The 24,605-nt window shown below is 62.0% G+C and carries 24 protein-coding genes and 1 pseudogene; 10 read left to right on the top strand and 15 right to left on the bottom strand.

Going from position 1 to position 24,605, the window contains the following annotated elements:
• Positions 1-48: 48 nt before the first annotated feature.
• Positions 49-747, bottom strand: coding sequence for an orotidine-5'-phosphate decarboxylase (gene pyrF, locus AB4N98_RS04040; protein WP_017530388.1), 699 nt, complete (start codon positions 745-747; stop codon positions 49-51).
• Between the two features lie 259 nt (positions 748-1,006).
• Here pyrF and AB4N98_RS04045 point away from each other — a divergent pair, with 259 nt between their 5' ends.
• Together AB4N98_RS04045 and AB4N98_RS04050 are read left to right on the top strand one after the other, a co-directional pair.
• Positions 1,007-1,771, top strand: coding sequence for a response regulator (locus AB4N98_RS04045; protein WP_065878062.1), 765 nt, complete (start codon positions 1,007-1,009; stop codon positions 1,769-1,771).
• Positions 1,771-2,804, top strand: a pseudogene (locus AB4N98_RS04050) (sensor histidine kinase). Before AB4N98_RS04045 ends, AB4N98_RS04050 begins: the two are co-directional and overlap by 1 nt.
• An 11-nt stretch (positions 2,805-2,815) precedes the next feature.
• Here the strand turns inward: AB4N98_RS04050 and AB4N98_RS04055 are convergent.
• The 9 genes from AB4N98_RS04055 to AB4N98_RS04095 form a co-directional block, all read right to left on the bottom strand.
• Positions 2,816-3,877, bottom strand: coding sequence for an AI-2E family transporter (locus tag AB4N98_RS04055; RefSeq protein WP_017529287.1), 1,062 nt, complete (start codon positions 3,875-3,877; stop codon positions 2,816-2,818).
• A gap of 71 nt (positions 3,878-3,948) precedes the next feature.
• A complete protein-coding gene (locus tag AB4N98_RS04060; protein WP_065878011.1) occupies positions 3,949-4,767 on the bottom strand; it encodes a DUF4892 domain-containing protein in 819 nt (272 codons plus the stop codon).
• A 102-nt stretch (positions 4,768-4,869) separates the two neighbouring features.
• Positions 4,870-5,724, bottom strand: coding sequence for an alpha/beta hydrolase (locus AB4N98_RS04065; RefSeq protein WP_017529289.1), 855 nt, complete (start codon positions 5,722-5,724; stop codon positions 4,870-4,872).
• The gene (locus AB4N98_RS04070) at positions 5,721-6,524 is read right to left on the bottom strand and encodes an alpha/beta fold hydrolase (RefSeq protein ID WP_017529290.1); all 804 of its coding nucleotides are present in this window, start codon (positions 6,522-6,524) and stop codon (positions 5,721-5,723) included. The genes AB4N98_RS04065 and AB4N98_RS04070 overlap by 4 nt, the downstream gene beginning before the upstream one ends.
• Positions 6,525-6,620: 96 nt before the next feature.
• Positions 6,621-7,064, bottom strand: a complete 444-nt coding sequence (locus AB4N98_RS04075) for a hotdog fold thioesterase (RefSeq protein WP_017529291.1) — start codon at positions 7,062-7,064, stop codon at positions 6,621-6,623.
• Positions 7,065-7,095: 31 nt separating this feature from the next.
• Positions 7,096-8,745 (bottom strand): AMP-binding protein, encoded by a 1,650-nt coding sequence (locus tag AB4N98_RS04080; RefSeq protein WP_116079445.1) that lies wholly within the window; start codon positions 8,743-8,745, stop codon positions 7,096-7,098.
• A gap of 85 nt (positions 8,746-8,830) precedes the next feature.
• A complete protein-coding gene (gene sixA / locus AB4N98_RS04085) occupies positions 8,831-9,280 on the bottom strand; it encodes a phosphohistidine phosphatase SixA (RefSeq protein WP_065878005.1) in 450 nt (149 codons plus the stop codon).
• On the bottom strand, positions 9,277-9,624 hold the full coding sequence (locus AB4N98_RS04090; protein WP_017529294.1) for a DUF4389 domain-containing protein: 348 nt from the start codon (positions 9,622-9,624) through the stop codon (positions 9,277-9,279). The genes sixA and AB4N98_RS04090 overlap by 4 nt, the downstream gene beginning before the upstream one ends.
• 10 nt (positions 9,625-9,634) lie before the next feature.
• On the bottom strand, positions 9,635-10,660 hold the full coding sequence (locus AB4N98_RS04095) for an NAD(P)H-dependent glycerol-3-phosphate dehydrogenase (RefSeq protein WP_017529295.1): 1,026 nt from the start codon (positions 10,658-10,660) through the stop codon (positions 9,635-9,637).
• Between the two features lie 195 nt (positions 10,661-10,855).
• Between AB4N98_RS04095 and AB4N98_RS04100 the strand changes: the two genes are divergently transcribed.
• The 5 genes from AB4N98_RS04100 (at position 10,856) to fabB (ending at position 17,796) form a co-directional block, all read left to right on the top strand.
• The gene (locus tag AB4N98_RS04100; RefSeq protein ID WP_317617124.1) at positions 10,856-12,970 is read left to right on the top strand and encodes a TonB-dependent receptor plug domain-containing protein; all 2,115 of its coding nucleotides are present in this window, start codon (positions 10,856-10,858) and stop codon (positions 12,968-12,970) included.
• A gap of 1 nt (position 12,971) precedes the next feature.
• On the top strand, positions 12,972-13,901 hold the full coding sequence (locus AB4N98_RS04105) for an ABC transporter substrate-binding protein (RefSeq protein WP_017529297.1): 930 nt from the start codon (positions 12,972-12,974) through the stop codon (positions 13,899-13,901).
• Positions 13,898-15,799, top strand: coding sequence for an ATP-binding protein (locus tag AB4N98_RS04110; RefSeq protein WP_223496478.1), 1,902 nt, complete (start codon positions 13,898-13,900; stop codon positions 15,797-15,799). The genes AB4N98_RS04105 and AB4N98_RS04110 overlap by 4 nt, the downstream gene beginning before the upstream one ends.
• A gap of 249 nt (positions 15,800-16,048) precedes the next feature.
• Positions 16,049-16,564 carry a 3-hydroxyacyl-[acyl-carrier-protein] dehydratase FabA gene (gene fabA / locus AB4N98_RS04115; RefSeq protein ID WP_017529299.1) on the top strand — a complete coding sequence of 172 codons (516 nt, stop codon included), beginning with the start codon at positions 16,049-16,051 and terminating at the stop codon, positions 16,562-16,564.
• Between the two features lie 11 nt (positions 16,565-16,575).
• Entirely contained in the window at positions 16,576-17,796 is a 1,221-nt protein-coding gene (gene fabB, locus AB4N98_RS04120) for a beta-ketoacyl-ACP synthase I (RefSeq protein WP_017529300.1), read from the top strand.
• Positions 17,797-17,893: 97 nt separating this feature from the next.
• On the opposite strand, the gene AB4N98_RS04125 is transcribed toward fabB, so the two are convergent.
• Entirely contained in the window at positions 17,894-18,895 is a 1,002-nt protein-coding gene (locus AB4N98_RS04125; RefSeq protein WP_065877997.1) for an amidohydrolase family protein, read from the bottom strand.
• A gap of 139 nt (positions 18,896-19,034) precedes the next feature.
• On the opposite strand from AB4N98_RS04125, the gene AB4N98_RS04130 reads away from it, so the two are divergent.
• Together AB4N98_RS04130 and AB4N98_RS04135 are read left to right on the top strand one after the other, a co-directional pair.
• Positions 19,035-19,451 (top strand): OsmC family protein, encoded by a 417-nt coding sequence (locus AB4N98_RS04130; protein WP_017529302.1) that lies wholly within the window; start codon positions 19,035-19,037, stop codon positions 19,449-19,451.
• 64 nt (positions 19,452-19,515) lie between these two features.
• On the top strand, positions 19,516-20,382 hold the full coding sequence (locus AB4N98_RS04135; RefSeq protein WP_135196748.1) for a pirin family protein: 867 nt from the start codon (positions 19,516-19,518) through the stop codon (positions 20,380-20,382).
• Between the two features lie 97 nt (positions 20,383-20,479).
• Here the strand turns inward: AB4N98_RS04135 and AB4N98_RS04140 are convergent, their stop codons facing one another.
• From AB4N98_RS04140 to AB4N98_RS04155, 4 genes are all read right to left on the bottom strand, one after another.
• Positions 20,480-21,208, bottom strand: coding sequence for a dienelactone hydrolase family protein (locus AB4N98_RS04140; RefSeq protein WP_217856036.1), 729 nt, complete (start codon positions 21,206-21,208; stop codon positions 20,480-20,482).
• A gap of 66 nt (positions 21,209-21,274) precedes the next feature.
• On the bottom strand, positions 21,275-23,179 hold the full coding sequence (gene htpG, locus AB4N98_RS04145; protein WP_026067377.1) for a molecular chaperone HtpG: 1,905 nt from the start codon (positions 23,177-23,179) through the stop codon (positions 21,275-21,277).
• Positions 23,180-23,268: 89 nt separating this feature from the next.
• Positions 23,269-23,721 (bottom strand): PaaI family thioesterase, encoded by a 453-nt coding sequence (locus tag AB4N98_RS04150; RefSeq protein WP_017529306.1) that lies wholly within the window; start codon positions 23,719-23,721, stop codon positions 23,269-23,271.
• Positions 23,718-24,194 carry a PaaI family thioesterase gene (locus AB4N98_RS04155; protein WP_065877990.1) on the bottom strand — a complete coding sequence of 159 codons (477 nt, stop codon included), beginning with the start codon at positions 24,192-24,194 and terminating at the stop codon, positions 23,718-23,720. Before AB4N98_RS04155 ends, AB4N98_RS04150 begins: the two co-directional genes overlap by 4 nt.
• A 158-nt stretch (positions 24,195-24,352) precedes the next feature.
• Here AB4N98_RS04155 and AB4N98_RS04160 point away from each other — a divergent pair, with 158 nt between their 5' ends.
• Complete coding sequence (locus AB4N98_RS04160) at positions 24,353-24,604, top strand: hypothetical protein (protein WP_010211724.1); 252 nt, start codon at positions 24,353-24,355, stop codon at positions 24,602-24,604.
• Position 24,605 lies beyond the last annotated feature (1 nt).

A 24,605-nucleotide genomic window follows, 5' to 3' on the forward strand; every position in this document is an offset into this window, starting at 1 on the left:
AGCGGGCTTGGCTCGCTCCCCTGTTTTTTTACCGCGTATGCCCCAAGGTCAGGCGATCTCGGCCACTACCGCCGCCAACGCCTTGGCCGGATCGGCCGCCTGGCTGATCGGACGACCGATCACCAGATAGTCGGAACCCGCGTCCAGCGCCTGGCGCGGGGTCAGGATACGGCGCTGATCGTCGTGGGCGCTGCCTGCGGGACGGATACCCGGCGTCACCAATTGCAACGACGGGTGAGCGGTCTTCAGCGCCTGGGCTTCCAGGGCCGAGCACACCAGGCCATCAAGGCCGGCTTTCTGTGCCAGGGCGGCCAGGCGCAGTACCTGCTCCTGGGGCTCGATGTCCAGGCCGATCGCCGCCAGGTCTTCGCGTTCCATGCTGGTCAGCACGGTCACACCGATCAGCAGGGGCTTGGGGCCGCTGCGCTGTTCCAGCACTTCGCGGCAGGCACTCATCATGCGCAGGCCGCCTGAGCAGTGCACGTTGACCATCCACACGCCCATTTCGGCGGCAGCCTTGACCGCCATCGCGGTGGTGTTGGGGATATCGTGGAATTTCAGGTCGAGGAACACTTCAAAGCCTTTGTCACGCAGGGTGCCGACGATTTCCGCGGCGCAACTGGTGAACAGTTCCTTGCCGACCTTGACCCGGCAAAGCGCGGGGTCCAACTGGTCAGCCAGCTTCAGTGCGGCGTCACGGGTGGGGTAATCCAGGGCGACGATGATAGGAGTCTGGCAGACGGACATTGGGATGGGCTCTCAGGCAAGTCGAAATCGGCGCGGATTGTAGCGCAAGCGGCGCCGTTGCGGGATCCGATGATCGGTAAATACTGACCAAGCGCTACCCGGCGGGCATTGGCGGGCATTATGTCAAAGCCGATACATTCACGACATGCCCCCAACACGCCCCGCCGCTAGCCTCGCTCGCACGACCTACCGACCAGCACTTCCAGCCATGGGGCTGGGCGCCTATGCTGACCGCAACAACCAGGCAGACGATCGCACTATGCAGACCCCCTTTGTCCCAGTGAACGGCGAACAGAAAGGCGCGGTAATCGCCGATGAAAAACGTTGGAACACCCGCGCGCTGATCGTCGATGACGATGTGCCGATCCGCGAATTGCTGATCGACTACCTGGCCCGCTTCAATATCTTCGCCACCGGCGTCACTGACGGCACCGCGATGCGCCTGGCCATGCAGGCCGAAACCTTTGACGTGGTGGTGCTCGACCTGATGCTGCCAGGCGAAGACGGCCTGTCGCTGTGCCGCTGGCTGCGCGCGGAGTCGGATATCCCGATCCTGATGCTCACCGCCCGCTGCGAGCCCACCGATCGCATCATCGGCCTGGAGCTGGGCGCCGACGACTACATGTCCAAGCCGTTCGAGCCGCGCGAGCTGGTGGCGCGTATCCAGACCATCCTGCGCCGGGTGCGGGATGACCGTACCGAGCAACGCGCCAATATCCGCTTCGACAACTGGCGCCTCAACAGCGTGCTGCGCCAGTTGGTGGCCGACAACGGCCTGGTGGTGCCGCTGTCCAACGCCGAGTTCCGTCTGTTGTGGGTGTTTATCGAGCGCCCGCGCCGGGTGCTGAGCCGCGAGCAATTGCTGGATGCGGCCCGTGGGCGTTCCATCGAAGCATTTGATCGCAGCATCGACCTGCTCGTCTCGCGCCTGCGCCAGAAACTGGGGGACGACCCCAAGGCCCCGCAGTTGATCAAGACCGTGCGCGGCGAAGGCTATCTGTTCGACGCACGGGATATCGGTTGATGCGTGCGCCCTTCAACACACTGTTTGGTCGGTTGTTCGGCGTGTTGCTGGTGGCGATTGTGCTGGCCCATGCGCTGGCGTTCTTCTGGTTTCACCACTACGGGCAACCGCCTCCGCCGCCGGAGCGTTTTATCGAGCAGCCGGGCGCGAGCAGCATGCCGCTGCGCGAAAAGCCCCCCGCCCTTGGTTCGGCGGCCCGGTCGTGCCCCTGACCTTTCAATTTTTCTCGCTGATTATTGCGGCCTGGTACGGTGCCAAATTGTTGAGCCGACCGATCCAGCGCCTGAGCGAAGCGGCAGAACGCTTGAGCCTGGACCTCGACAGCCCGCCCCTCGACGAATCCGGCCCACGGGAAGCGCGCCAGGCAGCCTCGACCTTCAACCTGATGCAAAAGCGCATTCGCGAACAGGTCAGCCAGCGCGGGCGCATGCTCGGCGCTGTCTCCCACGACCTGCGCACTCCGCTGTCACGCCTCAAGCTGCGCCTGGAGCAGATCGACGATACAAAATTGCAGGGCCAGATGCGCCAGGACCTGGACGACATGATCGGTATGCTCGACGCCACCCTGAGCTACCTGCACGAACAGCGCACCAGCGAAACCCGACACTGGCTGGACGTGCAAGCCCTGGTGGAGTCGACGAGTGAAAACGCCCAGGACCAGGGGTCGGATGTGCAATTCACCGGCACCTGCGCCCCACTGCAGGTGCAGCCCATGGCCTTGCGCTCCTGCTTGAACAACCTGATCGACAATGCGTTGCGCTATGCCGGCACGGCACGTATCGAGCTGGCGGACAGCAGCGAAGCCTTGGTAATTCGGGTGATCGACCAGGGCCCGGGCATTGCCGCCGACAAGCGCGAGGCGGTGTTCGAGCCGTTCTATCGGCTCGAAGGCTCCCGCAATCGCAATTCCGGCGGCGTGGGTTTGGGCATGACGATTGCCAAAGACGCCGTGGAACGCCTCGGCGGCCGCCTGAGCCTGGAGGAGACCCCAGGCGGCGGCTTGACGGCGGTGATGTGGTTACCCCGCACCTGACCCGGTAGCCACTACGACGGTTTGTCTTCGCGGCGCCCCTGCGCCTGGGTGGCGCTCCAATCCGTCAGCAGGCTGTACGCCACGGCCAACAGGGTGGGGCCGATAAACAGGCCGATAAAGCCAAAGGCGATCAAACCGCCGAATACCCCGAGCAACACGATCACCAGCGGCAGGTTGCCGCCACGGCTGATCAGGTACGGCTTGAGCACGTTGTCCACGCCGCTGATGATGAACGTGCCCCACACGCCCAGGAACACCGCGTAGGTGTAGTCGCCCTTCCATGCCAGCCAGGCCGTGGCCGGGATCCACACCAGCGGCGGGCCCATGGGGATCAGGCTGAGCAGGAACGTGACGATCCCCAGCACCAGCGCGCCCGGCACACCGGCGATCAGGAAGCCGATCAGCGCCAGCACGGCTTGGGCGGCGGCGGTGCCGATCACGCCGTTGACCACCCGTTGCACCGTACCGGCCACCAGTTCGATGTAGTACCCCGCGCGGTCACCGATCAGGCGCTCCAACAGGCGGTGCACGAACATCGCCAACCGTGGGCCATCGCGATAGAAAAAGAACACGAACACCAGACTCAAGGTCAGTTCAAGGATGCCGCCGCCGATCTGCGCACTGCGCGCCAGCAACCAGTTGCCCACCTGGCCCAGGTAAGGCTTGAGGCTGACCATCAACGCCGCGCCCTGCTGATCGATGCTGTTCCACATCCCGACCAGGCGCTCCCCCACAAAAGGGATCGAACCCAGCCAGGTCGGCGCCTCGGGCAGGCCGTCGACCTGAATATCCTTGATCAATGCCACGGCGTCGCGCACATGGTCCGCCAGGTTGAACCCCAGCCACACCAGCGGCACCGCCACCAGCAGCATCCAACCCAGGGTCAGGATGCCGGCCGCCAACGATTCGCGGCCGCCCAGCCAGCGCGTCAGCAGCACCATCAGCGGCCAACTGGCAAATGCCAGTACCGCGCCCCAGAACAGCGCCGACCAAAATGGCGCCATCACCCAGAAGCTGGCACCAAACAACACCAGCAGCAGGATTTGCACCAGCAGGCGATCGTTATTGAGCATGGGTATCTCGAGAAGAAGACTGTAGGAAGAGAGCTTAGGCGAACGGCGCGGGTCCGTTCGCCTGGTAGCGGTCAGCGTATCAGATGCAGGTGCAGGCCTTTGGTTTCAGCGGTACCGGTTTCCAAACGGGCGGCGCGCACGCCTGTGTCGACCAAGGCCTGGCGCCAGGCCTCGGCATGCGGGCCGGCCAGGCTGACGCGCAACGTGGTGTCGAGGTTCAAGCCACGGGAGATCAAGGTCAGCCAGGTGGCGTCCGGCTCTGCGCCGAGTGCGGGAAAGTCCAGCTCGCCGGTGCTTTTCAACTCGCGCAACAACGTCGCCGAGGTGGGCAACAGAGCCCCCAGCGGCGCGCTCGCGTTCATTTGCTCTACATGCAGATAGGCGCGGCGGTTACCGCGGGTGATGCCGTACAACGCTACCAAGGCATTGTCCTGCGGTGCGGCCAGACGCAGCAGCAGGTATTCCTGCTGGCCATCGGCACCCACCAACTTGGCGTTGCCGAAAACCTCGTTGGCCCACAGGCTGCTTTCGCCGCAATCGCGGGCCTGGCACCAGAACAACAGTTGCGCGCCGTTGGCCTGCAATGCCTCGCGGGTGGCGGTAAACGCAGCGCTGGAGCTGTGTTCGGCGGGCATTTCATAGGTAATGGCGGTGGTTTGGCCGCGCGCGGTGGCCTGGCCTTCATAACGCAATTGGCCGCTGATCTTGCGGATCGCGCCCATGGGGTAGATACGTTCTTTTTCTTCGGCGGGGCGGTAATCGACGATTTGCGCATCGACCTGACGGGCCACGGCAGGCAGGTCCTGGCTACCCGGTACGTCGGCGGCAAACACCCAGGGGCTGAGAAGGCTCAACCCGAAGATACGGATACATCCGTTACGCACGCTCATAAGATCAACGCGCCTTGGCCATCGTAGGTCGCAGCGGTGTTGAGATTGTTCATGGTTGACTCCCTTTCAATCCGCCCAGCCTCGGCAGTTGACCGCGCCAAGTCAAGGCGCGGAGAAGAACCGATTGAAACAGTCTGCAACAAGAACCGCACCGGGCTCATCATTCAGGTGCAAATGATGGCCACCTGGCAGCGTCGTCACGCTAAAGGGGAGCTGGGAAAGCAATTCCGGATGTTTCGCCAGCATGCCGTCGGCTGCCACCACCAACTGCGCAGGGCAAGCGACACGACGCACGAAAGCCATGGCCTGTTCGTCGGTCAGACGCATCGGCGAAGCCAGGGTCAAGCGGCTATCGGTGCGCCAGGTATAACCGCCCGGCACCGGCATCAAACCACGCTGGGCCAGCAGTTCGGCGGCTTCACGGCTGACGGCCACCAAGCCTTTCATCCTCGCCTCGACGGCGCGATCCAGGGTGGTGTACACCGGCTTGCGCTTGCCTTGCAGGTTCAATTGCGCCTGCAACGCCATGCCCAGGCGCTCGGCCGCGTTCTCGCCACTGGCCGTCGGAGGGATCACACCGTCGATCAACCCCAAGTGCGTGACCCGTTCCGGCAAGGCACCGGCCAGCACCAGAGAAACGATGGCGCCGAGGGAATGGCCAAGTAATGCAAAACGTTTCCAACCCAGTTGCTCGGCCACTTGCAACACATCGAAGACGTAATCCCACAATGCATAACCGGCGCCGGTTGGACGGTGCGCCGAATGCCCATGGCCCGCCATGTCCAGCGCCACGATGCGCAAGCCTTCGAGCTTGGGCGCCAGGCGCGCAAAGCTGTTGGCGTTGTCCAGCCAGCCATGCAGGGCGATCACCGGCACGCCATCCTCCGGGCCAGACAAATGCGCGGCCAATTCGATATGCGCCAGGCTCAGGCGGACTTCTTCGACCGGCGTGCTCATGCGCAACTGCGCTCGCGGGCCTGCCAGCGGGCGAACAGGGTCTTGATCAAGGTCGCCGTGTCTTGCGGACGTTCAAGCGGGAACATATGTCCGCCCGGCATGGTGAGCATCTCTCCCATCGGCAGGCGGTCTACGCCGCTGGCATGGTGACGCATCACCACGCGGCTCTGGCGGCCGCGCACCACCGCCAAGGGCACCTTCAACTGGCGTACCTGGCCGGGGCTGGTGTGGGGCACACCACGGTAAATGCTGATTTCAGTGGCCGGGTCGAAACGCAAACGCAGGCGATCACCCGCCTGGTACAGGCCATGTTGCAGGTAAGCCTCGAAGCAATCCGGGTCGAAGCCACGAAACAGTGTCTTGCCGGCGAAGTAACTGCGCGCGGCGTCCAGGTCGCTGAACTCCTCACGCCGGCCCAGGGTGCGCCCCGCCGGGGTCAGGCGGTCGATAAAGCCGAAACGCTTGGCCGCGCGTATCACCCAGCGGTCCGCACGGGTCAGTACCGGCGAGTCGAGCATTACCACCCCGCGATACAGTTGCGGCCGGCGCAGGGCCGCGTGCAAATGCAACACGCCCCCCAAGGAGTGGCCCACGCCCCATACTGGTTCCGGCTGTTGTTCCAGATGGTGGATCAATTCATCCACCAGGTTCTGCCAGTTATCGTCCACGGGAAACCTGGGGTCGTGGCCGTGCTGCGGCAAGTGAGCCACGCTGTATTGCGGGGCCAGGGCGGCAAACAGCTTGCCGTAGGTGGCCGATGGGAAGCCATTGGCGTGGGCAAAAAACACGTGCTGCGACATACCGGCCCCCTCTCCAAAACAAAAGTGGATTGTCACAACGCCAGGTCGGCACAGCAATGACTGTAACTGCCAGGAATGATGACACTCACGCCACGCCTATCGCGCCGGCGGGTTCTCGCCCAGGGGCACCACGGCCATGGTCAGGCGCGAAACGCAGTTGGCCTTGCCATCCTCGGTGGTCAGGCGAATGTCCCACACCTGGGTGGTGCGGCCGATATGGATCGCCTTGGCCACCGCCGTCACGCGCCCGCTGCGCACGCCGCGCAAGTGGTTGGCGTTCACCTCCAGGCCCACGCAGTAGAACTTGCTGGGGTCGATGCACAAGTAGGCGGCCATGGAACCGACGCTCTCGGCCAGCACCACCGAGGCGCCACCGTGCAGCAGGCCGTAGGGCTGATGGGTGCGGTGATCGACCACCATGCTGGCGGTCAGGGAGTCGTCGTCGAAGCTTTCAAAGCGAATATCCAGCAGTTCACCGATGGTGTTTTTCTGCGCGGCATTGAGCTGTTCGATATTCGGTTGGGTGCGCCACAGGCTCATGGGGGTAGTCCTTGTTGGTTTTATGATGGGCCTAATCCTGCCACACAACGGTCTCGGAACGCTCGCTCCAACGCTGCAATTGCGCGCCGTAGGTCGACTCGATGACGTTGCGCTTGATCTTCAAGGTTGGCGTCAGGAAGCCGTTTTCCACGCCCCAATTGTCGTTGACCAACACCAACTGACGCAGGCGCTCGTGCTTATCCAGCGCCTGGTTGACGTGTTCCAGCCAGCGCTCAAGGCTAGCGCGCAACGCTTGTCGGTCATGGCCTGCCGCCGACAGCACGCACAGCCCTATCGGCGCCGCGAGGCCATCACCCACCACGCACACCTGCTCGATGCTCGCATGTTCGGCCAGGCGGTTTTCGATCGGCGCCGGGGCCACATATTTGCCTTTGCTGGTTTTGAAGATCTCCTTGAGCCGCCCGGTCAGGCGCAGGCGGCCGTCGGCATCCTGCTCGCCTTTGTCGCCCGTGCGCAGGAAACCATCGGCAGTGAGTGTCTCAGCGGTTTTTTGCGGGTCTTTGAAATAGCCGAGCATGGTCGCGTCGCTGCGCACCTGCACTTCTCCCGACGGTTCGATCCGCACCTCGACGCTCGGGCACGGCGGGCCGATCCAACCGATTTTCTGCGCGCCCGGGCGGCACACATGGGAATAACCGCAGCTCTCGGTCATGCCATACACCTCAAGCACGTCCAGGCCCAGCCGCCAATACCAGCGCAGCAGGGCTTGCGGCACCGGCGCCGCGCCGGACAGCGCAATACGCAACGCATCCAGGCCCAAGCCGGCAAGCACCTTATGGCCAACGTACTTGCCGATAAACGGCAGGCGCAGCAAGGTGTCGAGGCGCTTCTGCGGGATCTTGGCGTACACCCCCATCTGGAATTTGGTCCAGATACGCGGCACGCCAAACAGCGCGGTCGGGCGTGCCCTGCGCAAGTCCGCCAGAAACGTGTCCAGGCTCTCGGCGAAAAACACGGTTTGCCCGGTATAGATCGCGGCCATCTCCACGAACATACGCTCCGCCACGTGGCACAGCGGCAAGTACGACAGCAAGCGGTCACCCTCCCCCAGGCCAAACAATTCGGCGCCGCGGGTAGCGGCGAAGCCCAGGGCACCGAAACTGTGCATCACGCCTTTAGGCAGGCCGGTGGTGCCGGAGGTATAGATGATGGTTGCCAGGTCGGCGGCCGCAGGCGCGGGGTTGTCCTGGATCGGCGGGCAGGCTTGGAGGTCGGCCCAGCTGAAGTCGAACGCGCCACCCGGGCACAGCGGCAGGCTGATGGTCGGCAAGCCGCCAGGTACGCCAGGGGCCATGGCGGGCCAATCGTCGAGCTTGCCGACAAACACCAGCGCCGCTTCGGAATGCCTGAGCACATGGGCAACCGAGTCAGCCGTGAGGTTGGGGTAAAGCGGCACCGAGACATGCCCGGCCATCCAGATCGCCAGGTCGGCGATGACCCAGTGCGCACAGTTTTTCGAGATCAGGGCAATGTGCGAACCCGCCGGCAATTCCCGCTCGCGCAGCCAGCGCGCAGCGCAACGGGCCTGGTGGCCTACTTCACTCCAGGTGAGCGTCTGCACCTTGCCCCCGCGAAGGGGCTGAACCAGAAAGCGCTGGCGCGGATGGCGCGCCTCACGTTCGAAGAAGACGTGCAACGGCAAACGAACAGCGACGGGCATGGGACGCGCTCCTTTGTGATCCGACCATAGCCAACCAAGCACTTGCTTGGTCTACGGTATAGCACACACAAAGCAGCGCCAGCGCCTAGGGGTTCTTCACGCTCACCAGGCTCATCAGCCCCGCCAGCGGGAAGTCGCCCTCCAATTCCGCCAGGCTGGCGGTGTACATCGGCTGCGGCTGGCGTTGATGGCCATGCTGCAAAAAGCTGATCAGGCTGCCGACCAATGGCTGATGGCTGACCAGCAGCACAGTGTCATCGGTCTCGAGTTTTTGCAGCACCTCCAGTGGGTTGCCCTCCGGGGTCAGCCACGGCACGGTGCGGACCTGAGGTTCAAAACCAAGGGCTTCGCGCACCAGTTGCGCGGTCTGCTGCGCCCGTACGTAGGGGCTGGCGATGATCGCCGTGATCGGCTGGCCGATCAGGTGCGCGGCGCTGCGCAGCACTTCGGCGCGGCCATGCTCGGTGAGGTTGCGTTCAGCGTCGCTAGGGGCATGCCCCTCGGCCTCACCGTGGCGCAAAATCCACAGCTTCACAGTTTCGGCTCTTCATCACGCACCGGGTGCGGCGCCGGCGGCACGCTGTGGGCGGCCTCGCCCTCCGGTGCGCGCGGGGTGGGCCAATCGGCGAAAGGCCAAGGCTTTTGTTCGCTGTGAAAGCTGCCGAAGCGGCCGATCTGCGCCAGGAACTGGCTGAGGCTGTCGCCGAAGTTCATCAGGCCCAGGCTCGGCGCGCCGTACACCAGGCGGTAGATCAATTGCACCACGACCAGCGCGCCAAGGAGGAACTGCGCCACTTGCCACACCAGGGCAAACACCAGCATCCAGAGAATGCGCAGAACAATGGATTCGTATTGGGGGGCTGCTTTCGGATCGTTCATGACGCGTTCCTCAGTTGAAACCACTGGTGGAAATAAAGTCGACATCGGTTTTCGGCTCGGCGCGCATCAGCAACTCGATGACCTGATTCAAGGTGCGCCCTTCGAACAGGATCGCGTGCAGCCCGGCGACCAGCGGCATATACACGCCCACTTCCTGAGCCTTGGCCTTGAGCACCTTGAGCGTGTTGACCCCTTCGGCCACTTCGCCAAGACGCGTCACCGCGTCGTCCAGGCTCAAGCCCTGGCCCAGGGCGAACCCCACCTGGTAGTTGCGGCTTTTCGGCGACGAGCAGGTGACGATCAAGTCGCCCACGCCCGCCAGCCCCAGGAAAGTCATCGGGTTGGCCCCCTGGTTCACCGCGAAGCGGGTCATCTCCGCCAGCGCCCGGGTGATCAGCATGCTCTTGGTGTTTTCGCCCATGCCCAGGGCCACCGCCATGCCGGCGATGATCGCGTAGACGTTCTTGAGCGCGCCCCCCAGTTCGACGCCGAAGCGATCGCCGCTGGCATACACCCGGAACGTACGCCCGTGCAACACCGCCTGGACGCGCTCGCACAAGGCCTCATCTTCACTGGCGACCACGGTGGCGGTCAGCGCATGCTCGGCCACTTCCCGTGCCAGGTTCGGCCCCGACAGCACACCAATGCGCGCCTGGGGGGCGATGTCTTCAAGGATTTCGCTCATCAGCTTGAAGGTCTGCGCCTCGATGCCCTTGGTCAGGCTGACCAGCATTTTGCCCGCCAGGCGTTCGGCGTGAGGCGCCAGCACTGAGCGCAACGCGCTGGACGGCAGCGCGACAAAACACAGCTCGCAGTCGGTCAGGGTGGCCAGCAGGTCGGTAACCGGTTCGACCGCCGGATGAATCTTGATGCCTTTAAGGTAACGAGGGTTTTCGCGATGCACGCGAATGGCCTCGGCTTGCTCGGGATCACGCATCCACTGGCGCACCGCGTGGCCGTTCTCGGCCAGCAGGTTAGCCACGGCGGTACCAAAACTTCCGCCTCCCAGGACCGCAATAGGGCGCTGTTCAGTCATATGCAATCCGTTAATCCATACCAGTGGCGATGGCGGCATTATACGGAGCGGCCCGTTTGCGGCCAGCCCCCGTGTCAATTCGTGCGCCTGTCGGAAAATGCCATGTCTGTGTGAAGTAATTGCAAGGGCGACGACTGGCAAATGGCCCCGCCTCGGTTAACATGGGCGGCTACCCGTCATTATCAAGGCCGTGTCGTGTCTCTGGGCCCTCCTCCCCGTTCATCTGTATTGCTGATGCTGCTCTGCAGTGGCGCCGTGCTGGCCGACGACCTGTTCCTCGACAGCCAGCCGCTGCCGCAGGTCTTGACCGCCACCCGCCTCAAGCAGTCGGCCGCCGCCGTGCCCGGCAGCATGACCGTGATCGACAGCGAATTGATCAAGGCCAGCGGCGCGCGGGACGTCAGCGAACTGCTGCGCCTGGTGCCGGGGATGATGGTCGGCTACACCACCGGCAACCAAGCGGCGGTGAACTACCACGGCACCAGCGCCAGCGATGCGCGACGCATGCAAGTGTTGATCGACGGCCGCTCGGTGTATCGCGCGGGCCTGGCCACGGTGGACTGGAGCGACATTCCGGTGGCCATGGAGGATATCGAGCGCATCGAGGTATTCCGTGGCCCCAACACCGTCAGCTACGGCGCCAATGCGCTGATGGCAGTGGTGAATATTCTTACGCGCTCGCCGGCCAACAGCCATGGCTCGCGGGTAAAAGTCATTCGCGGCGAACGCGGAATCAACGACTTTTACGCCAGCCAGGGCGTGGGTTGGGAAACCGGTGATTTGCGCCTGACCTTGTCAGGGCAACAGGACGAGGGCTTTGACAGCGATGCCGCCGGCGCCGACCGCCGCGACGGCCGCCGCCTCAACCGCTTCAGCCTGGCAGTGAGCCAGACGTTGAATGCGCAGCAGAGCATCGACTGGCAGCTGGACGCCAAGGAAGGCACCAACCAACGCCCGTACACCTACACACCGGTATTTGCGGGGATTAACGAAGGTGGCGACAACTCCGACGTCAGCGCCAAGGACTACGCAGGCTCCCTGCGCTGGAACGTCGACTTCAACCCCGAACACAGCCTGTATGTGCAAGGCTCGGCCCAGCAGTGGGACCGCCGGCAAATCTGGAAAGCCTGCGACGCCAAGGTCTCGTTCAGCCCCGAGCTGACCCAGTTGTGGCAGCTCAACCCCAACTACGCCGAGCTTCTGGCCCGGCATATGGATACCTTCAGCAGCGCCCCACCCGGCAGCGCCGCCGAGCAGGCCTTGGCCAACCAGGTGCTCGATCAATGGCGCAACGGCGCCAACCAGAGCGTGTGCGGTGACATCGACCAAAGCACCCGCGAAAGCCGATACGACCTGGAGATCCAGGACACCCTCAGCCTGTCCGACAGCCTGCGCCTGGTCAGCGGCATCAACTACCGCTACGACCGCGCCGACTCCGACACTTACTTCAACGGCACCCTGGACGACACCACCTGGCGCCTGTTCGGCCAGTTGGAATGGCGTGCCAGCGAGCATTGGTTGCTACAAGGCGGCGCCATGTATGAAGACACGCACCTGAGCGGTCATTCCTTGACGCCCCGAGTGGCCGTCAACTACCTGATCAACCCGCGCCACGGCCTGCGCGCGGTGTATTCCGAAGCGATCCGCTCGCCGGACATGTTCGAGAACAACGTCAACTGGAGCTACCGCGTCACCAACCTCAGCTCCCCCACCTATGGGCAGAACACCGGGCAGTACTTCGTGAAGACCCGCGGCCCGGGCAACCTCGACAAAGAACTGATGCGCTCGCGGGAACTGGGCTACAACGGTTTTTTTGCCGACATCGGGCTGAACATGGACGTGAAGCTGTTCTACGACGAAATCACCAACATGATCAGCTCGCCCCTGCGCAACAACCAGTACATCGCCAGCAACGCCAACCGTTCGCGGTTCACCGGGGCGGAGTCGCAGTTCGACTGGCGCCTGAGCAACGCCGACCGCCTGCGGCTGACCTACGCTTACGTGGACGCCACGACCAGCAACCCGCTGGACAAAGCGCAAACCGCGCGTAACAGTGGCTCGGCCGGCTGGTTGCGCGAGTGGGGCCAGGGTTGGTCCAGCGCGCTGTTCTACTATGGCGACGACGCACTCAACCAATATCGCTTCGAACGGGTCGACCTGCGGGTGGCCAAGCGCATTGCCCTGGGCAAAGCCAATGTGGAGCTGGCCGGCATGTTGCAACAACGCCTCGATAACCAGCCCACCACCTGGGCCGACAACCATTACGACCATCGCCATGTGCTCTACTTCAGCGCGGAGTTAGAGTTCTGACATGGGCGACTCGTCACGGATGACCTTCTTCTTTATCCATACGCTGTGGCGACGCGCCGTGCTGCTCGCCTGCCTGCTGCTGGCCACGCCCGCGTGGAGCGCCGACATCCTGCTGACCGCCGCCGACGACGCTGCCGGCGTGCAGGCCTTTACCCACGCCCTGGCCGCGCAGCGCCCTGAAGACCGCATCACCTTTACCGCCCTCAAAGACTTGCCGGCACCCAACCGGCTGCCTGCCGGCACGCGCCTGATCCTGCTGGACCTGCCCGGCCTCGACTGGCGCCTGCAAGACCCCCAAGGGCCACCGACCCTGGTGCTGCGTATCAGCCGGCTGCAAGCCCATCAGCGGCCAGGTGTCGCGCAGCACGCGCGCATCAGCCTGTTATGGAGCGATCCACCGCTGGAACGTCAGTTGCAGCTAATCACCAGCATCCTGCCCCAGGCGCGGCGCATCGGTGTGCTCTATGGTGCCGAAAGCGAATTCCTGCTGCCCGAGCTGCGCCACCGGGCGTCGGCACTGGAGCTGGAGATAGTGCCCCAGCGCTGGGACAACACCAGCGACAGTCGCCCGCTGCAAACGCTGTTCAGGAACAGCGACGTACTGCTGGGCCTGGACGACCCGCAGTTATACAACCCGAAAACCGCGAAAAATCTGTTGCTGAGCAGCTACGCCCAGCAATTGCCCCTGGTGGGGCCCAATGCAGGGTTTGTACGGGCCGGCAGCCTGGCCAGCACCTACAGCGACCAGACCGACTGGCTGGCTGTGCTCGACCGCCTGTTGGATCACCCGCCGGCCAATTGGCCACGCACGCTGTACCCGGAACACTTCAAAGTCGTGGCCAACCCACAAGTCGCGCGCTCACTGGGCATCGAACAGATAGACGAAGCCGGCGTCGCCGCCCGCCTGGCCGAAGGAGAAAAACGCCCATGACCTTGCGCCGTCGTTGGGACATCAATACCCGCACCCAGCTCATCACCCTGGGCCCGGCGCTGTTGCTGACACTGCTGTTGATCAGCTTCTTTACCTTCGTGCGTATCCAGGACCTGCGCCAGGAACTGGACCACACCGGTCAATTGATCGCCAACCAGTTGGCCCCCGCCACCGAGTATGGGGTGATTTCCGGCAACAACGAGGTGCTCGAAAGTTTGCTGCGCGCCACCCTGGCCACACCGCACGTGCGTTTCCTGGAGATTCAGGACAGCACCGAAAACATCCTGGTGTACGTGGAGCAACCGTCGGAAAAACACGACCGCTCGCTGTCGGTAAAAGTGTTCCAGGCGCCGATTCGCCTGCAGCATATCCAGTTGGGCAATGACTTTTTCCAGGACAACCTCAACGAACCCAAGGCGCCGCGCGCCGATTACCTGGGCCGGGTGATCGTCGGCATGTCCAACGATGCCTTCAGCCAGCGCCAACAGGAGATCCTGTTCAAGGCCGGCATCCTCGCGCTGTTCGCCCTGCTGTTTACCTTCCTGCTGGCCCGGCGCCTTGCCGCCAGCCTGTCGCAACCGATCAGCGCCATGGGCCATGCGGTCAAGGCCATCCAACAAGGCGACTACAAGACGCCGCTGCCGATTGTGGATGACTCCGAGCTGGGCGACCTGTCTCGACATATCAATAACCTCGCCGAAGGCCTCAACCAGGCCAGCCGCGAACAGCAGCAGGCCATGGCCCAGTTGATCCAGACCCGCGAAGAAGCCGAGCGCGCCAACAATGCCAAGTCGGACTTCCTGGCAATGATGAGCCACGAACTGCGCACGCCGATGAACGGCGTGCTGGGCATGCTGCAGTTGCTGGAAACCACCGAAATGACCGAGGAACAGGCCGAATATGCGGCGCTGGCCTCCGAGTCCACCGAACACTTGCTCAAGGTCATCAACGACATCCTCGACTTTTCGCGCATCGAGCGTGCGGCGCTGGAGCTGGAACACATTCCGTTCAACCTGGCCGACCTGATCAACAGTTGCGCCCAGGCCTTCCAGCACAGCGCACAGCAGCGCGGGCTGGAGCTGAAGCTACCGATTCCGCCGGGCATGGAGACCTTGCGGGTGCAGGGCGATCCGACGCGCATCCGCCAGATCCTGGTGAACCTGATCGGCAATGCGCTGAAATTCACCGAGCACGGCAGCGTCAGCGTCGAGCCGCACTGTCAGCCCCTGGATCATGAGCTGGTGTGGTTCACCTGTACCGTGCGCGACAGTGGCATTGGTATTTCCACCGAACGCCTGGAGTTGATGTTCGATGCGTTCCAGCAGGCCGACAGTTCCATTTCAAGACGTTACGGGGGTACCGGCCTGGGCCTGCCCATCGCCCGCACCCTGGCCGAACGCATGGGCGGCACCCTGCGCGCCCAGAGTGAAGAAGGCCGTGGGTCAGTGTTTACCCTGGAAATCCCTCTGGCCATCGACCAGCACAGCCTGCCCGCCATTGCCTCGGATGCCGAGGGCAAAACCAGTGCCGGTGATGGCCGCCATGTGCTGCTGGTAGAGGACAACCCGGTCAACCGCGCGGTGGTCGAAGCCATGCTACGCAGCCTGGGTTTTGAAGTGAGTTTGGCTACCGACGGCGCCGAAGCGATCCGCAGTGCCGAAAGCCTGATTTTCACGGCCATCCTGATGGACTGCCGCCTACCATTGATCGACGGCTATGAAGCCACTCGGCAGATTCGCCAGTTGCCGGGCTGCGCCGACCTGCCGATCATCGCGTTGACCGCCAATGCCTTGCAGGGCGACCGCGAAGCCTGCCTGGCAGCGGGAATGAACGATTACCTGGCCAAGCCGTTCAAACGCACCGAGTTGCAGCAAATCCTGCAGCGCTGGGTACAGTAGCGCCGCGCCATCAGCCAACTGCGACTGGCGTGAAAGACGAAAGTGCGGCAGTCTTAGGCACCCGAACGGGCCTATAAACAGACCCGGTTTAAAATTTCAGTGAACAAGTGTACATTCAGTGCCTTGAAGCTGTGACTTTCACTACAACGCAATAGTCTATGTGTAGGCTGCCGACATGAGGCATGAACGCTTCATTCGGTTCGGGAAGATTTGCCCTACCCTGCCGCATGGGATTATTGAGGAGCTCGCATGACCAAACAAAACGCCTTTACTCGGGAAGACCTGCTGCGCTGCAGTCGCGGTGAGCTGTTCGGCCCAGGTAACGCGCAATTGCCCGCCCCGAACATGCTGATGGTGGATCGCATCACCCATATCAGCGAAGAGGGTGGCAAGTACGGCAAAGGTGAATTGGTCGCCGAGCTGGATATCAACCCGGACCTGTGGTTCTTCGCCTGCCACTTCGAAGGTGACCCCGTGATGCCAGGCTGCCTGGGCCTCGACGCCATGTGGCAACTGGTCGGCTTCTACCTGGGCTGGCAAGGCCTGCCGGGCCGCGGTCGCGCCCTGGGTTCGGGCGAAGTGAAGTTCTTTGGCCAGGTCTTGCCGACCGCCAAGAAAGTCACCTACAACATTCAAATCAAGCGCGTCCTCAAGGGCAAGCTGAACCTGGCCATCGCCGACGGTTCGGTGACTGTCGACGGTCGCGAGATCTATACTGCCGAAGGCCTTCGGGTCGGCGTATTCACTTCCACTGACAACTTTTAAGGGTTATCCGCATGCGCCGCGTCGTTATCACTGGTCTGGGCATCGTTTCTTGCCTGGGCAATGACAAAGAGACCGTCACCGCTAACCTGCGTGCAAGTCGCCCTGGCATCCGCTTCAACCCGGAATATGCCGAAATGGGTCTGCGTAGCCAGGTTTCCGGCTCCATCGACCTGCCCCTCGAAGAGCTGATCGATCGCAAGATCTATCGCTTCGTCGGCCACGCTGCCGCCTACGCCTACCTGGCCATGAAAGACGCCATCGCCGACTCAGGCCTGAGCGAAGACCAGGTATCGAACGTACGCACCGGCCTGATCGCCGGCTCCGGCGGCGCATCAACCCTCAACCAGATGGAAGCGCTGGACATCCTGCGCGAAAAAGGCGTGAAGCGCGTTGGCCCCTACCGTGTAACGCGGACCATGGGCAGCACCGTTTCGGCCTGCCTGGCCACGCCGTTCCAGATCAAGGGCGTGAACTACTCGATCTCCTCCGCCTGCGCCACCAGTGCTCACTGCATCGGTACCGCCGTAGAGCAGATCCAGTTGGGCAAGCAGGACATCGTATTCGCCGGCGGCGGTGAAGAAGAGCATTGGAGCCAGTCGTTCCTGTTCGACGCCATGGGCGCACTGTCCACCCAGTACAACGAAACCCCGGAAAAAGCCTCCCGTGCCTACGATGCCAAGCGTGACGGTTTCGTCATCGCCGGCGGCGGCGGCATGGTGGTGGTTGAAGAGCTGGAACACGCTCTGGCCCGTGGTGCCAAGATCTACGCGGAAATCGTTGGCTACGGCGCAACGTCCGACGGCTACGACATGGTTGCGCCAAGCGGTGAAGGCGCCATCCGTTGCATGCAGATGGCGATGTCCACCGTCGACACCCCAATCGACTACCTGAACACCCACGGCACTTCGACTCCGGTCGGCGACGCCAAGGAAATGGAAGGCGTGCGTGCGGTATTTGGCGACAAGGCTCCGAAAATCAGTTCCACCAAGAGCCTGTCCGGTCACTCCCTGGGCGCCGCCGGTGTTCATGAAGCGATCTACTGCCTGTTGATGATGGAAGGCAACTTCATGGCCGGCTCGGCCAACATCGACGAGATCGACCCGGTCGTCGCCGATATGCCGATCCTGACCAAGACCGTTGAAAACGCGAAAATCGACACCGTGATGAGCAACAGCTTCGGCTTCGGTGGCACTAACGCCACCCTGGTGCTGAAACGCTGGCAGGGTCAGTAAGCCCTGTAGCCCCATGAAAAAGCCCCGACTGGTTCGGGGCTTTTTTATGGGTGAGCCCATGTGGAACCGCCTCGCCTTTACCGCACCTTCATTGCATTCAGCGCTTGGGCAGGATGGCCAGGAAGTTATCGCGGGCCACCTTGCGGGCGATGTCCTCAGGCAAGGCGTCCAGGAAAGGCTCAAAGCGGCGCATTTCCTTACCCAATTTGTTGAAACGCCCCACTACGTCCGAGCCCAACATAAACCGCTCCGGAAAGCGCTCCACCAGCTCGACCCACTCCGCACGAGGCACGCCTGCGTCATCAAGCAAATACGGCGTGAGCATGCTCCAGGACAGGTCGATGTACAGATTGGGGTAAGCCTCCAGCAGGCGACTCAAGGTGGGCAGCAAAAAATCCATCTGCACCTGATGTCGATGGATCTCTTTGCTGGTACCCGCGTGCGCCCAGATAAACCGTGTGTGCGGGTGGTTGCGCAGTGGCTCTTCGATTTCGGCCAGGTACAACGGGTTGCGCTCGCGCTTGGAGGTGATGTTGGAGTGCAGCATCACCGGCAAGTCGTTTTCGGCGGCCAGGTGGTAAATGCGCGTCATGGCTTCGTTGTTGGCGCGAGGGGTGTCGCCGGACGTCAGGGCCGTGAGGTCATCGTGGCGGGTAAACACCTCACCGATGCCCTGCCACAGGCCTGGGTTAAGGTCGAGCATGCGCTGGATATGCGCGTCGGAATTCTTGTCGTTGGGGTTGAAACCGCTTAGAAACGGATGAAAGTGCTGGCGCTGTTCAGGCGTCAGCTTATTCACGGCCGCGGCGACAATAACGTCGGTGGCGCTGTACCAATAGGCATCTGCGTCATCGCCCGCGTAGTAGCGCGGGCGCTTGGGTTCGTCTTCGTGCCACTTTTTCGCCACGGGGATGCCGGAAATCATCACGTGCTCAATGCGATTTTCGTGCATGGCCTTGAGCAATTTTTCCATGCCCGCCGTTTCCTGGAAAAAATCCACGTAATGCAGGTGCGCGTCGCTGTAGGCATAGTCGCGGGCCTGCACGGCAAGGCTGCTGGCGGCGAACAACAGGGCAACACTCAGGCGGGTCCAGAGCACGATACAACCTCGATCAGGGCGAGTACGAGTAGACCTTGCCTTGCGCGCCGAGGTTCATCATGCAAAAACGTGGAACACCCCAAGGCCCGCATGCTCTATAACTGCATGACCTACATCCTGCCACCCTGTGAGGTTTGCCATGCCTGTTACCGTGAATACACTGAACGCTGAAAATTTTCGCCACAGCGTCAACATCAATAACCACGAGTTGTTTACCGACCTGCCCAAAAGCCTGGGCGGCGACGACTCCGCGCCCTCCCCCCACGATTACTTCGACGCGGCATTGGCGTCCTGTAAAGCCCTGACCGTCAGGCTGTATGCGCAGAAGAAAAACATCCCGCTCACCGGCGTCACCGTGGAAGTGACCCACGACGCCGCCGAGGAACAAAAGGGCAAATACAAACTCGGCGTCAAGCTGACCCTCAAGGGTGTGCTCACCGACGCACAGCGCGACGAGTTGCACCGCGTTGCCGACAAATGCCCGGTGCACAAGCTGATGACCACCGCCGAGATCAGCATCGAGACCACGCTATCGGAAGGTGCGTTCAGCCAATAGCAGCAACCTCTCGTCGAGCGGGTTATGCTCACGGCCAACTAACCCGCTCAGATTGGGACGCACCATGACCCTCCTCACCGTGATCCGCCCTCGCCAGGAAGAGGTTGAAGGCCAGCCGATCCTGCGCCCGCTGCCCTCGCGCGAATGCCGTAGCGTCGGACCTTTTGTATTTTTCGACCATATGCTGTCCACCCGCTACGCACCGGGCAGCGGCATGAATATCCGCCAGCACCCGCATATCGGCCTGTCCACCCTCACCTACCTGTTTGAAGGCGCGTTGCAGCACAAGGATAGCCTGGGCTCCGACCAAGTGGTGCAGGCCGGCGATGTGAGCTGGATGACTGCCGGCAGCGCAATTGCCCACGTCGAGCGCACACCAGAAGCCCTCAAGGCCAGTGGTTTCAGCCTGCATGGGTTGCAAGTATGGCTGGCCTCGCCCAGGGACCACGAAACCGGACCAGGCCATTACAGCCATCACCCCGCCAACAGCCTGCCGGTGAGCGACAACCTGGGCGTGTGGACTCGCATGATCGCGGGCAACGGGTTCTGCCTCGAATCACCGGTGCCGGTGCTGTCGCCCACGCTGTATGCCGAGGTGCGCATGCAGACGGCCACCACCCTGCCGATCCCGGACGAGCATCAGGAACGCGCGGTGTATGTGCTGGAGGGAGAAGCGCAGCTCGACGGCGAACTGTTGCAGGCACATAGCCTGGTGATATTGCCGAGCGGCCAGGCGATGACGTTGTTTGCCGAGTCCGATTGCCACCTGGTGGTGTTTGGCGGCGCGCCATTGGATGGACCGAGGCGGATCAACTGGAATTTTGTCGCGAGTGATCCCGCAGTGATCGAGCAAGCCAGGCAGCGTTGGGCGGCTGGGGATTGGCCGACGGTGCCGGGGGAATCCGAAAGAATTGAGTTGCCTGCGAGATAGCCATCGGAAGCAAGCCCCCTTCCACATTTGAAGGTGTATACCAATCAAGTGTGGGAGGGGGCTTGCTCCCGATGGGGTCGGAACAGGCGCTAGAGAATCAACCCTTGAACACTTCATCCAACAAGTTATGCATCGAGCGGAACGCCCGTGCAGCAGTCTTCGCGTCGTACATCATCTTGCCCGGCACATTGGCGTGCGGGTCGGTGAAGGAATGCACCGCGCCACCGTAGCTCAGCAGTTGCCAATCCACACCGGCGGCGTTCATTTCGTCTTCAAAGGCCGGCAGTTGCTCTTTGGGCACCAACGGGTCGGAGGCGCCATGCAGCACCAGCACCGAACCCTTGATGTTATTGGCATCTGCCGGGTTTGGCGTGTCGAGGGTGCCGTGGAACGATACCGCTGCCTTCAATGGCGCGCCCGTGCGGGCCAGCTCCAGGGAGCAGCAACCGCCAAAGCAGAAGCCGAAGGTCGCCAGCCTGGACGTATCAACAGCCGCTTCAGTCTGGCTTTGCAGTTGCTCAAGGGCCGCCTGCATGCGCTTGTTCAACAATGGGCGGTCATTTTTCAACGGCATCATCGCCGCACCGGCCTCATCGCCATTCGATGGACGCACGGTTTGCCCGTACAGATCGGCAATCAGCACCACGTAGCCCTTGCTCGCGACGGTCTTGGCGATTTCTTCCGCGCCGGCACTCACGCCCATCCAGTTCGGCGCCATCAGCAAGCCCGGCAACGGCCCTTTTTGGCTCGCATCGAACGCCAGGCGGCTCTCGTAAGACTGGCCATCAATCTCATAGACCACGGAACGCACAGTGACTTGGCTCATCATTCTCTCCAGTTGAGGTGCACTAGAACGAAAAAACCCGCCGAAGCGGGTTTTTCTACAACGGTGTTAAACCGACAGTTCAACCAACAGCTTGTTCAGTCGGCGCACATAAGCGGCAGGGTCTTTGAGGCTGTCGCCAGCGGCCAGGGCCGCCTGGTCGAAGAGGATGTGCGACAGGTCGCCAAACCGCTCTTCGCTCTGCTCGCCGTCGAGTTTCTCGATCAGCGGGTGAGCCGGGTTGAACTCGAAGATCGGCTTGGAATCCGGAACCTTCTGCCCGCTGGCTTCGAGGATCTGACGCATCTGCATGCCCAGGTCCTGCTCGCCGATGGCCAGGATCGCCGGGGAATCGGTCAGACGGTGGGAAACCCGCACTTCGCTGACGGCATCGCCCAGGGCAGTCTTGATCCGCTCAACCAGGCCTTCTTTGGCCTTGGCGACTTCTTCGGCTTCTTTCTTCTCTTCTTCGGAGTCCAGGTTACCCAGGTCCAGGTCACCACGGGCCACGTCGACGAAGGTTTTACCGTCGAACTCGCTGAGATAGCTCATCAGCCACTCATCGATACGGTCGGTCAGCAGCAACACTTCAATGCCTTTTTTGCGGAAGACTTCAAGGTGCGGGCTGTTCTTGACCTGGGCGTAGGTTTCGCCGGTCAGGTAGTAGATCTTGTCCTGACCTTCCTTGGCGCGCGCCAGGTACTCGGCCAGCGACACAATCTGCTCGCCCTCTTCGCCCTGAGTGGAGGCAAAACGCAGCAGGCCGGCGATTTTCTCTTTGTTGGCGAAATCTTCCGCCGGGCCTTCTTTCATGACCTGGCCGAAGTTTTTCCAGAAGCCTTTGTATTGCTCAGGCTCGTTCTTCGCCAGTTTTTCCAGCATGTCGAGGACGCGCTTGGTCAACGCCGACTTCATGGAGTCGATGATAGGGTCTTTCTGCAGGATTTCCCGCGACACGTTCAGCGACAGGTCATTGGAGTCGACCACGCCTTTGATAAAGCGCAGGTACAGCGGCAGGAACGATTCCGCCTGATCCATCACGAACACGCGCTGGACATAGAGCTTGAGGCCTTTGGGCGCTTCACGCTGGTACAGGTCGAACGGCGCACGAGCCGGCACGTACAGCAGCGAGCTGTACTCGAGCTTGCCTTCGACCTTGTTATGGCTCCAGCTCAGCGGGTTCTCGTAATCGTGGGCGATGTGCTTGTAGAACTCCTGGTATTCCTCATCCTTCACTTCAGTGCGAGGACGGGTCCACAGGGCGCTGGCGCGGTTGACCACTTCCCATTCCTGGGCAGGGGCCTCTTCGCCTTCGGCGGCCGCTTGTTCTTTGGGCAGTTCAATCGGCAGCGCGATGTGGTCGGAGTACTTTTTGATGATGTTGCGCAGGCGCCAGCCGTCGGCGAATTCGTCTTCACCGTCTTTGAGGTGCAACACGATACGCGTACCGCGGTCGGCCTTATCGATGGTGGCGATTTCAAACTCGCCCTCGCCCTTAGAGGCCCAATGCACACCTTCGCTGGCATCAAGGCCGGCACGACGGCTGAATACTTCAACCTTGTCGGCCACGATGAAGGCCGAGTAGAAGCCCACGCCGAACTGGCCGATCAGGTGCGAGTCTTTCTTCTGGTCGCCCGACAGGTTTTTCATGAAATCGGCGGTGCCGGATTTAGCGATGGTGCCCAGGTGGGTAATCGCATCGTCACGGCTCATGCCGATACCGTTGTCTTCGAGCGTGACGGTCTTGGCGTCTTTGTCGAAGCTCACACGGATTTTCAGTTCGGCGCCACCTTCCAGCCACTCGGGCTTGGACAGGGCTTCGAAACGTAATTTGTCGACAGCGTCAGAAGCGTTCGAGATCAATTCGCGAAGGAAGATTTCCTTGTTGGAATACAGCGAATGGATCATGAGGTGCAGCAGTTGCTTCACCTCGGTCTGGAAGCCCAGGGTTTCCTTTTGAGTTTCCACACTCATGGTCATCAAACTCCAATTGGATGGCAGTGGCCGCCCCCGAAAGGGTTAGCGGCGGGTTGTCATCAGAGTTGGGGCCTAAGACCAGGATTTCAAGGGCGGCTCGTTTCCTCAATCTTGAAATGCGCACGGGCGGTGGCAATGGGTTCCGCCGGCGTGCTTTGCCAGGCGGTGATCGCCACATTCGCCACCCGGCGGCCTTGGCGCCAAACCTGGCACTTGGCGTAGGTGTCGCGGAACTGGCCCGCACGCAGGTAATCCAGGGAGAAATCGATGATCTTCGGCAGGCCGGGGGCGCCGGTAAACACCAGCAGGTGCAGCGCGGCCGACAGCTCCATGAAGCCTGCAATCACGCCACCGTGCAGCGCCGGCAATATGGGGTTACCGATGTTGTCCTTGTTGGCGGGCAGACGAAACAGCAATTCGTCGCCCAGGCGCGTGCATTCGATGCCGATCAGCTTGGCATAGGGGATCAGGTTGAGCAGCGCCTCATAATCTGCGCGTTCATGGGCTTGTTCGAGGCGGGTCTTGAATCGGTGCGTCATGCCTGCTCTCCCTTGATCGTGCTGCGAAAGCCTTGGGTGCCGCTGAGACGCTTACCCATGCGTATGAACGTGCCGACCACATGGGCGATGGGTTGCTGCGGGTCGTCCTGGTAGGCGACACCACGAGTGAAGATCACGTCGGTGGTCACCCGGTAGCACTGAGCGAAACCGTAGACCGGTTTGTGCGGTTCAGCGGGATGCATGTAGTCGATGCGCAGGTCGAGGGTCGGGCACACCTCGAATTCCGGCAGCACGCACAAGGTGGCCATGCCGCAGGCGGTATCCATCAACGAGGTCAGGGCGCCGCCGTGGATGACGCCGGTGGTGGGGTCACCCACGATCGCCGGGGTGTAAGGCAACACCAGCGTCATGCCCTCCTCGCCAGCTTCGTGCACGTTAATACCCAGTACCTGGCAATGGCGCAGGGCCGATACAAATCGCGTCGCACGCTCTAACAATAGGTTTTCGGTCATTCGATCCAGACTCTTATTAGTGTTGATTCGCGCAGTAGGCGGTGCGCGAGAAAGTTCCTTGAACAACGCGGTTTATATATCTGCGTCATAAAAGGAACTAAAACTGAGCCCTCGGGCTCGAAAGGCCAGTAGATATCTTCAATAAGGAGAAACACCCCATGCGCAAGACTTTAGCTATTTCCATGATGTTGGCCGCTGCCCTCGGTCTCGCTGCCTGCGACAAAAAATCCGAAGACAAAGCCCAAGACGCTGCGGCACATTCTGAGCAAGCTCAGAAAGACATGGCCAAGGCTCAGGATAAAGTGAACGACGCTGCGAAAGAAAACGCCGATGCTGCCAAAGCTCAGGCTGAATCGAACGAAGCCGCCGCGAAAGAAGCAGCACCTGCTACCCCTGCCACCGGTTCTTGAT

The organism is Pseudomonas sp. S3_E10 (assembly GCF_054667615.1).

Excerpts from the sequence above, each read along its gene's own strand:
- pyrF (WP_017530388.1), bottom strand. The coding sequence starts at position 747 with ATGTCCGTCTGCCAGACTCCTATCATCGTCGCCCTGGATTACCCCACC.
- AB4N98_RS04045 (WP_065878062.1), top strand. The coding sequence starts at position 1,007 with ATGCAGACCCCCTTTGTCCCAGTGAACGGCGAACAGAAAGGCGCGGTA.
- AB4N98_RS04055 (WP_017529287.1), bottom strand. The coding sequence starts at position 3,877 with ATGCTCAATAACGATCGCCTGCTGGTGCAAATCCTGCTGCTGGTGTTG.
- AB4N98_RS04060 (WP_065878011.1), bottom strand. The coding sequence starts at position 4,767 with ATGAGCGTGCGTAACGGATGTATCCGTATCTTCGGGTTGAGCCTTCTC.
- AB4N98_RS04065 (WP_017529289.1), bottom strand. The coding sequence starts at position 5,724 with ATGAGCACGCCGGTCGAAGAAGTCCGCCTGAGCCTGGCGCATATCGAA.
- AB4N98_RS04070 (WP_017529290.1), bottom strand. The coding sequence starts at position 6,524 with ATGTCGCAGCACGTGTTTTTTGCCCACGCCAATGGCTTCCCATCGGCC.
- AB4N98_RS04075 (WP_017529291.1), bottom strand. The coding sequence starts at position 7,064 with ATGAGCCTGTGGCGCACCCAACCGAATATCGAACAGCTCAATGCCGCG.
- AB4N98_RS04080 (WP_116079445.1), bottom strand. The coding sequence starts at position 8,745 with ATGCCCGTCGCTGTTCGTTTGCCGTTGCACGTCTTCTTCGAACGTGAG.
- AB4N98_RS04090 (WP_017529294.1), bottom strand. The coding sequence starts at position 9,624 with ATGAACGATCCGAAAGCAGCCCCCCAATACGAATCCATTGTTCTGCGC.
- AB4N98_RS04095 (WP_017529295.1), bottom strand. The coding sequence starts at position 10,660 with ATGACTGAACAGCGCCCTATTGCGGTCCTGGGAGGCGGAAGTTTTGGT.
- AB4N98_RS04105 (WP_017529297.1), top strand. The coding sequence starts at position 12,972 with ATGGGCGACTCGTCACGGATGACCTTCTTCTTTATCCATACGCTGTGG.
- AB4N98_RS04110 (WP_223496478.1), top strand. The coding sequence starts at position 13,898 with ATGACCTTGCGCCGTCGTTGGGACATCAATACCCGCACCCAGCTCATC.
- fabA (WP_017529299.1), top strand. The coding sequence starts at position 16,049 with ATGACCAAACAAAACGCCTTTACTCGGGAAGACCTGCTGCGCTGCAGT.
- fabB (WP_017529300.1), top strand. The coding sequence starts at position 16,576 with ATGCGCCGCGTCGTTATCACTGGTCTGGGCATCGTTTCTTGCCTGGGC.
- AB4N98_RS04130 (WP_017529302.1), top strand. The coding sequence starts at position 19,035 with ATGCCTGTTACCGTGAATACACTGAACGCTGAAAATTTTCGCCACAGC.
- AB4N98_RS04135 (WP_135196748.1), top strand. The coding sequence starts at position 19,516 with ATGACCCTCCTCACCGTGATCCGCCCTCGCCAGGAAGAGGTTGAAGGC.
- AB4N98_RS04140 (WP_217856036.1), bottom strand. The coding sequence starts at position 21,208 with ATGAGCCAAGTCACTGTGCGTTCCGTGGTCTATGAGATTGATGGCCAG.
- htpG (WP_026067377.1), bottom strand. The coding sequence starts at position 23,179 with ATGAGTGTGGAAACTCAAAAGGAAACCCTGGGCTTCCAGACCGAGGTG.
- AB4N98_RS04150 (WP_017529306.1), bottom strand. The coding sequence starts at position 23,721 with ATGACGCACCGATTCAAGACCCGCCTCGAACAAGCCCATGAACGCGCA.
- AB4N98_RS04155 (WP_065877990.1), bottom strand. The coding sequence starts at position 24,194 with ATGACCGAAAACCTATTGTTAGAGCGTGCGACGCGATTTGTATCGGCC.
- AB4N98_RS04160 (WP_010211724.1), top strand. The coding sequence starts at position 24,353 with ATGCGCAAGACTTTAGCTATTTCCATGATGTTGGCCGCTGCCCTCGGT.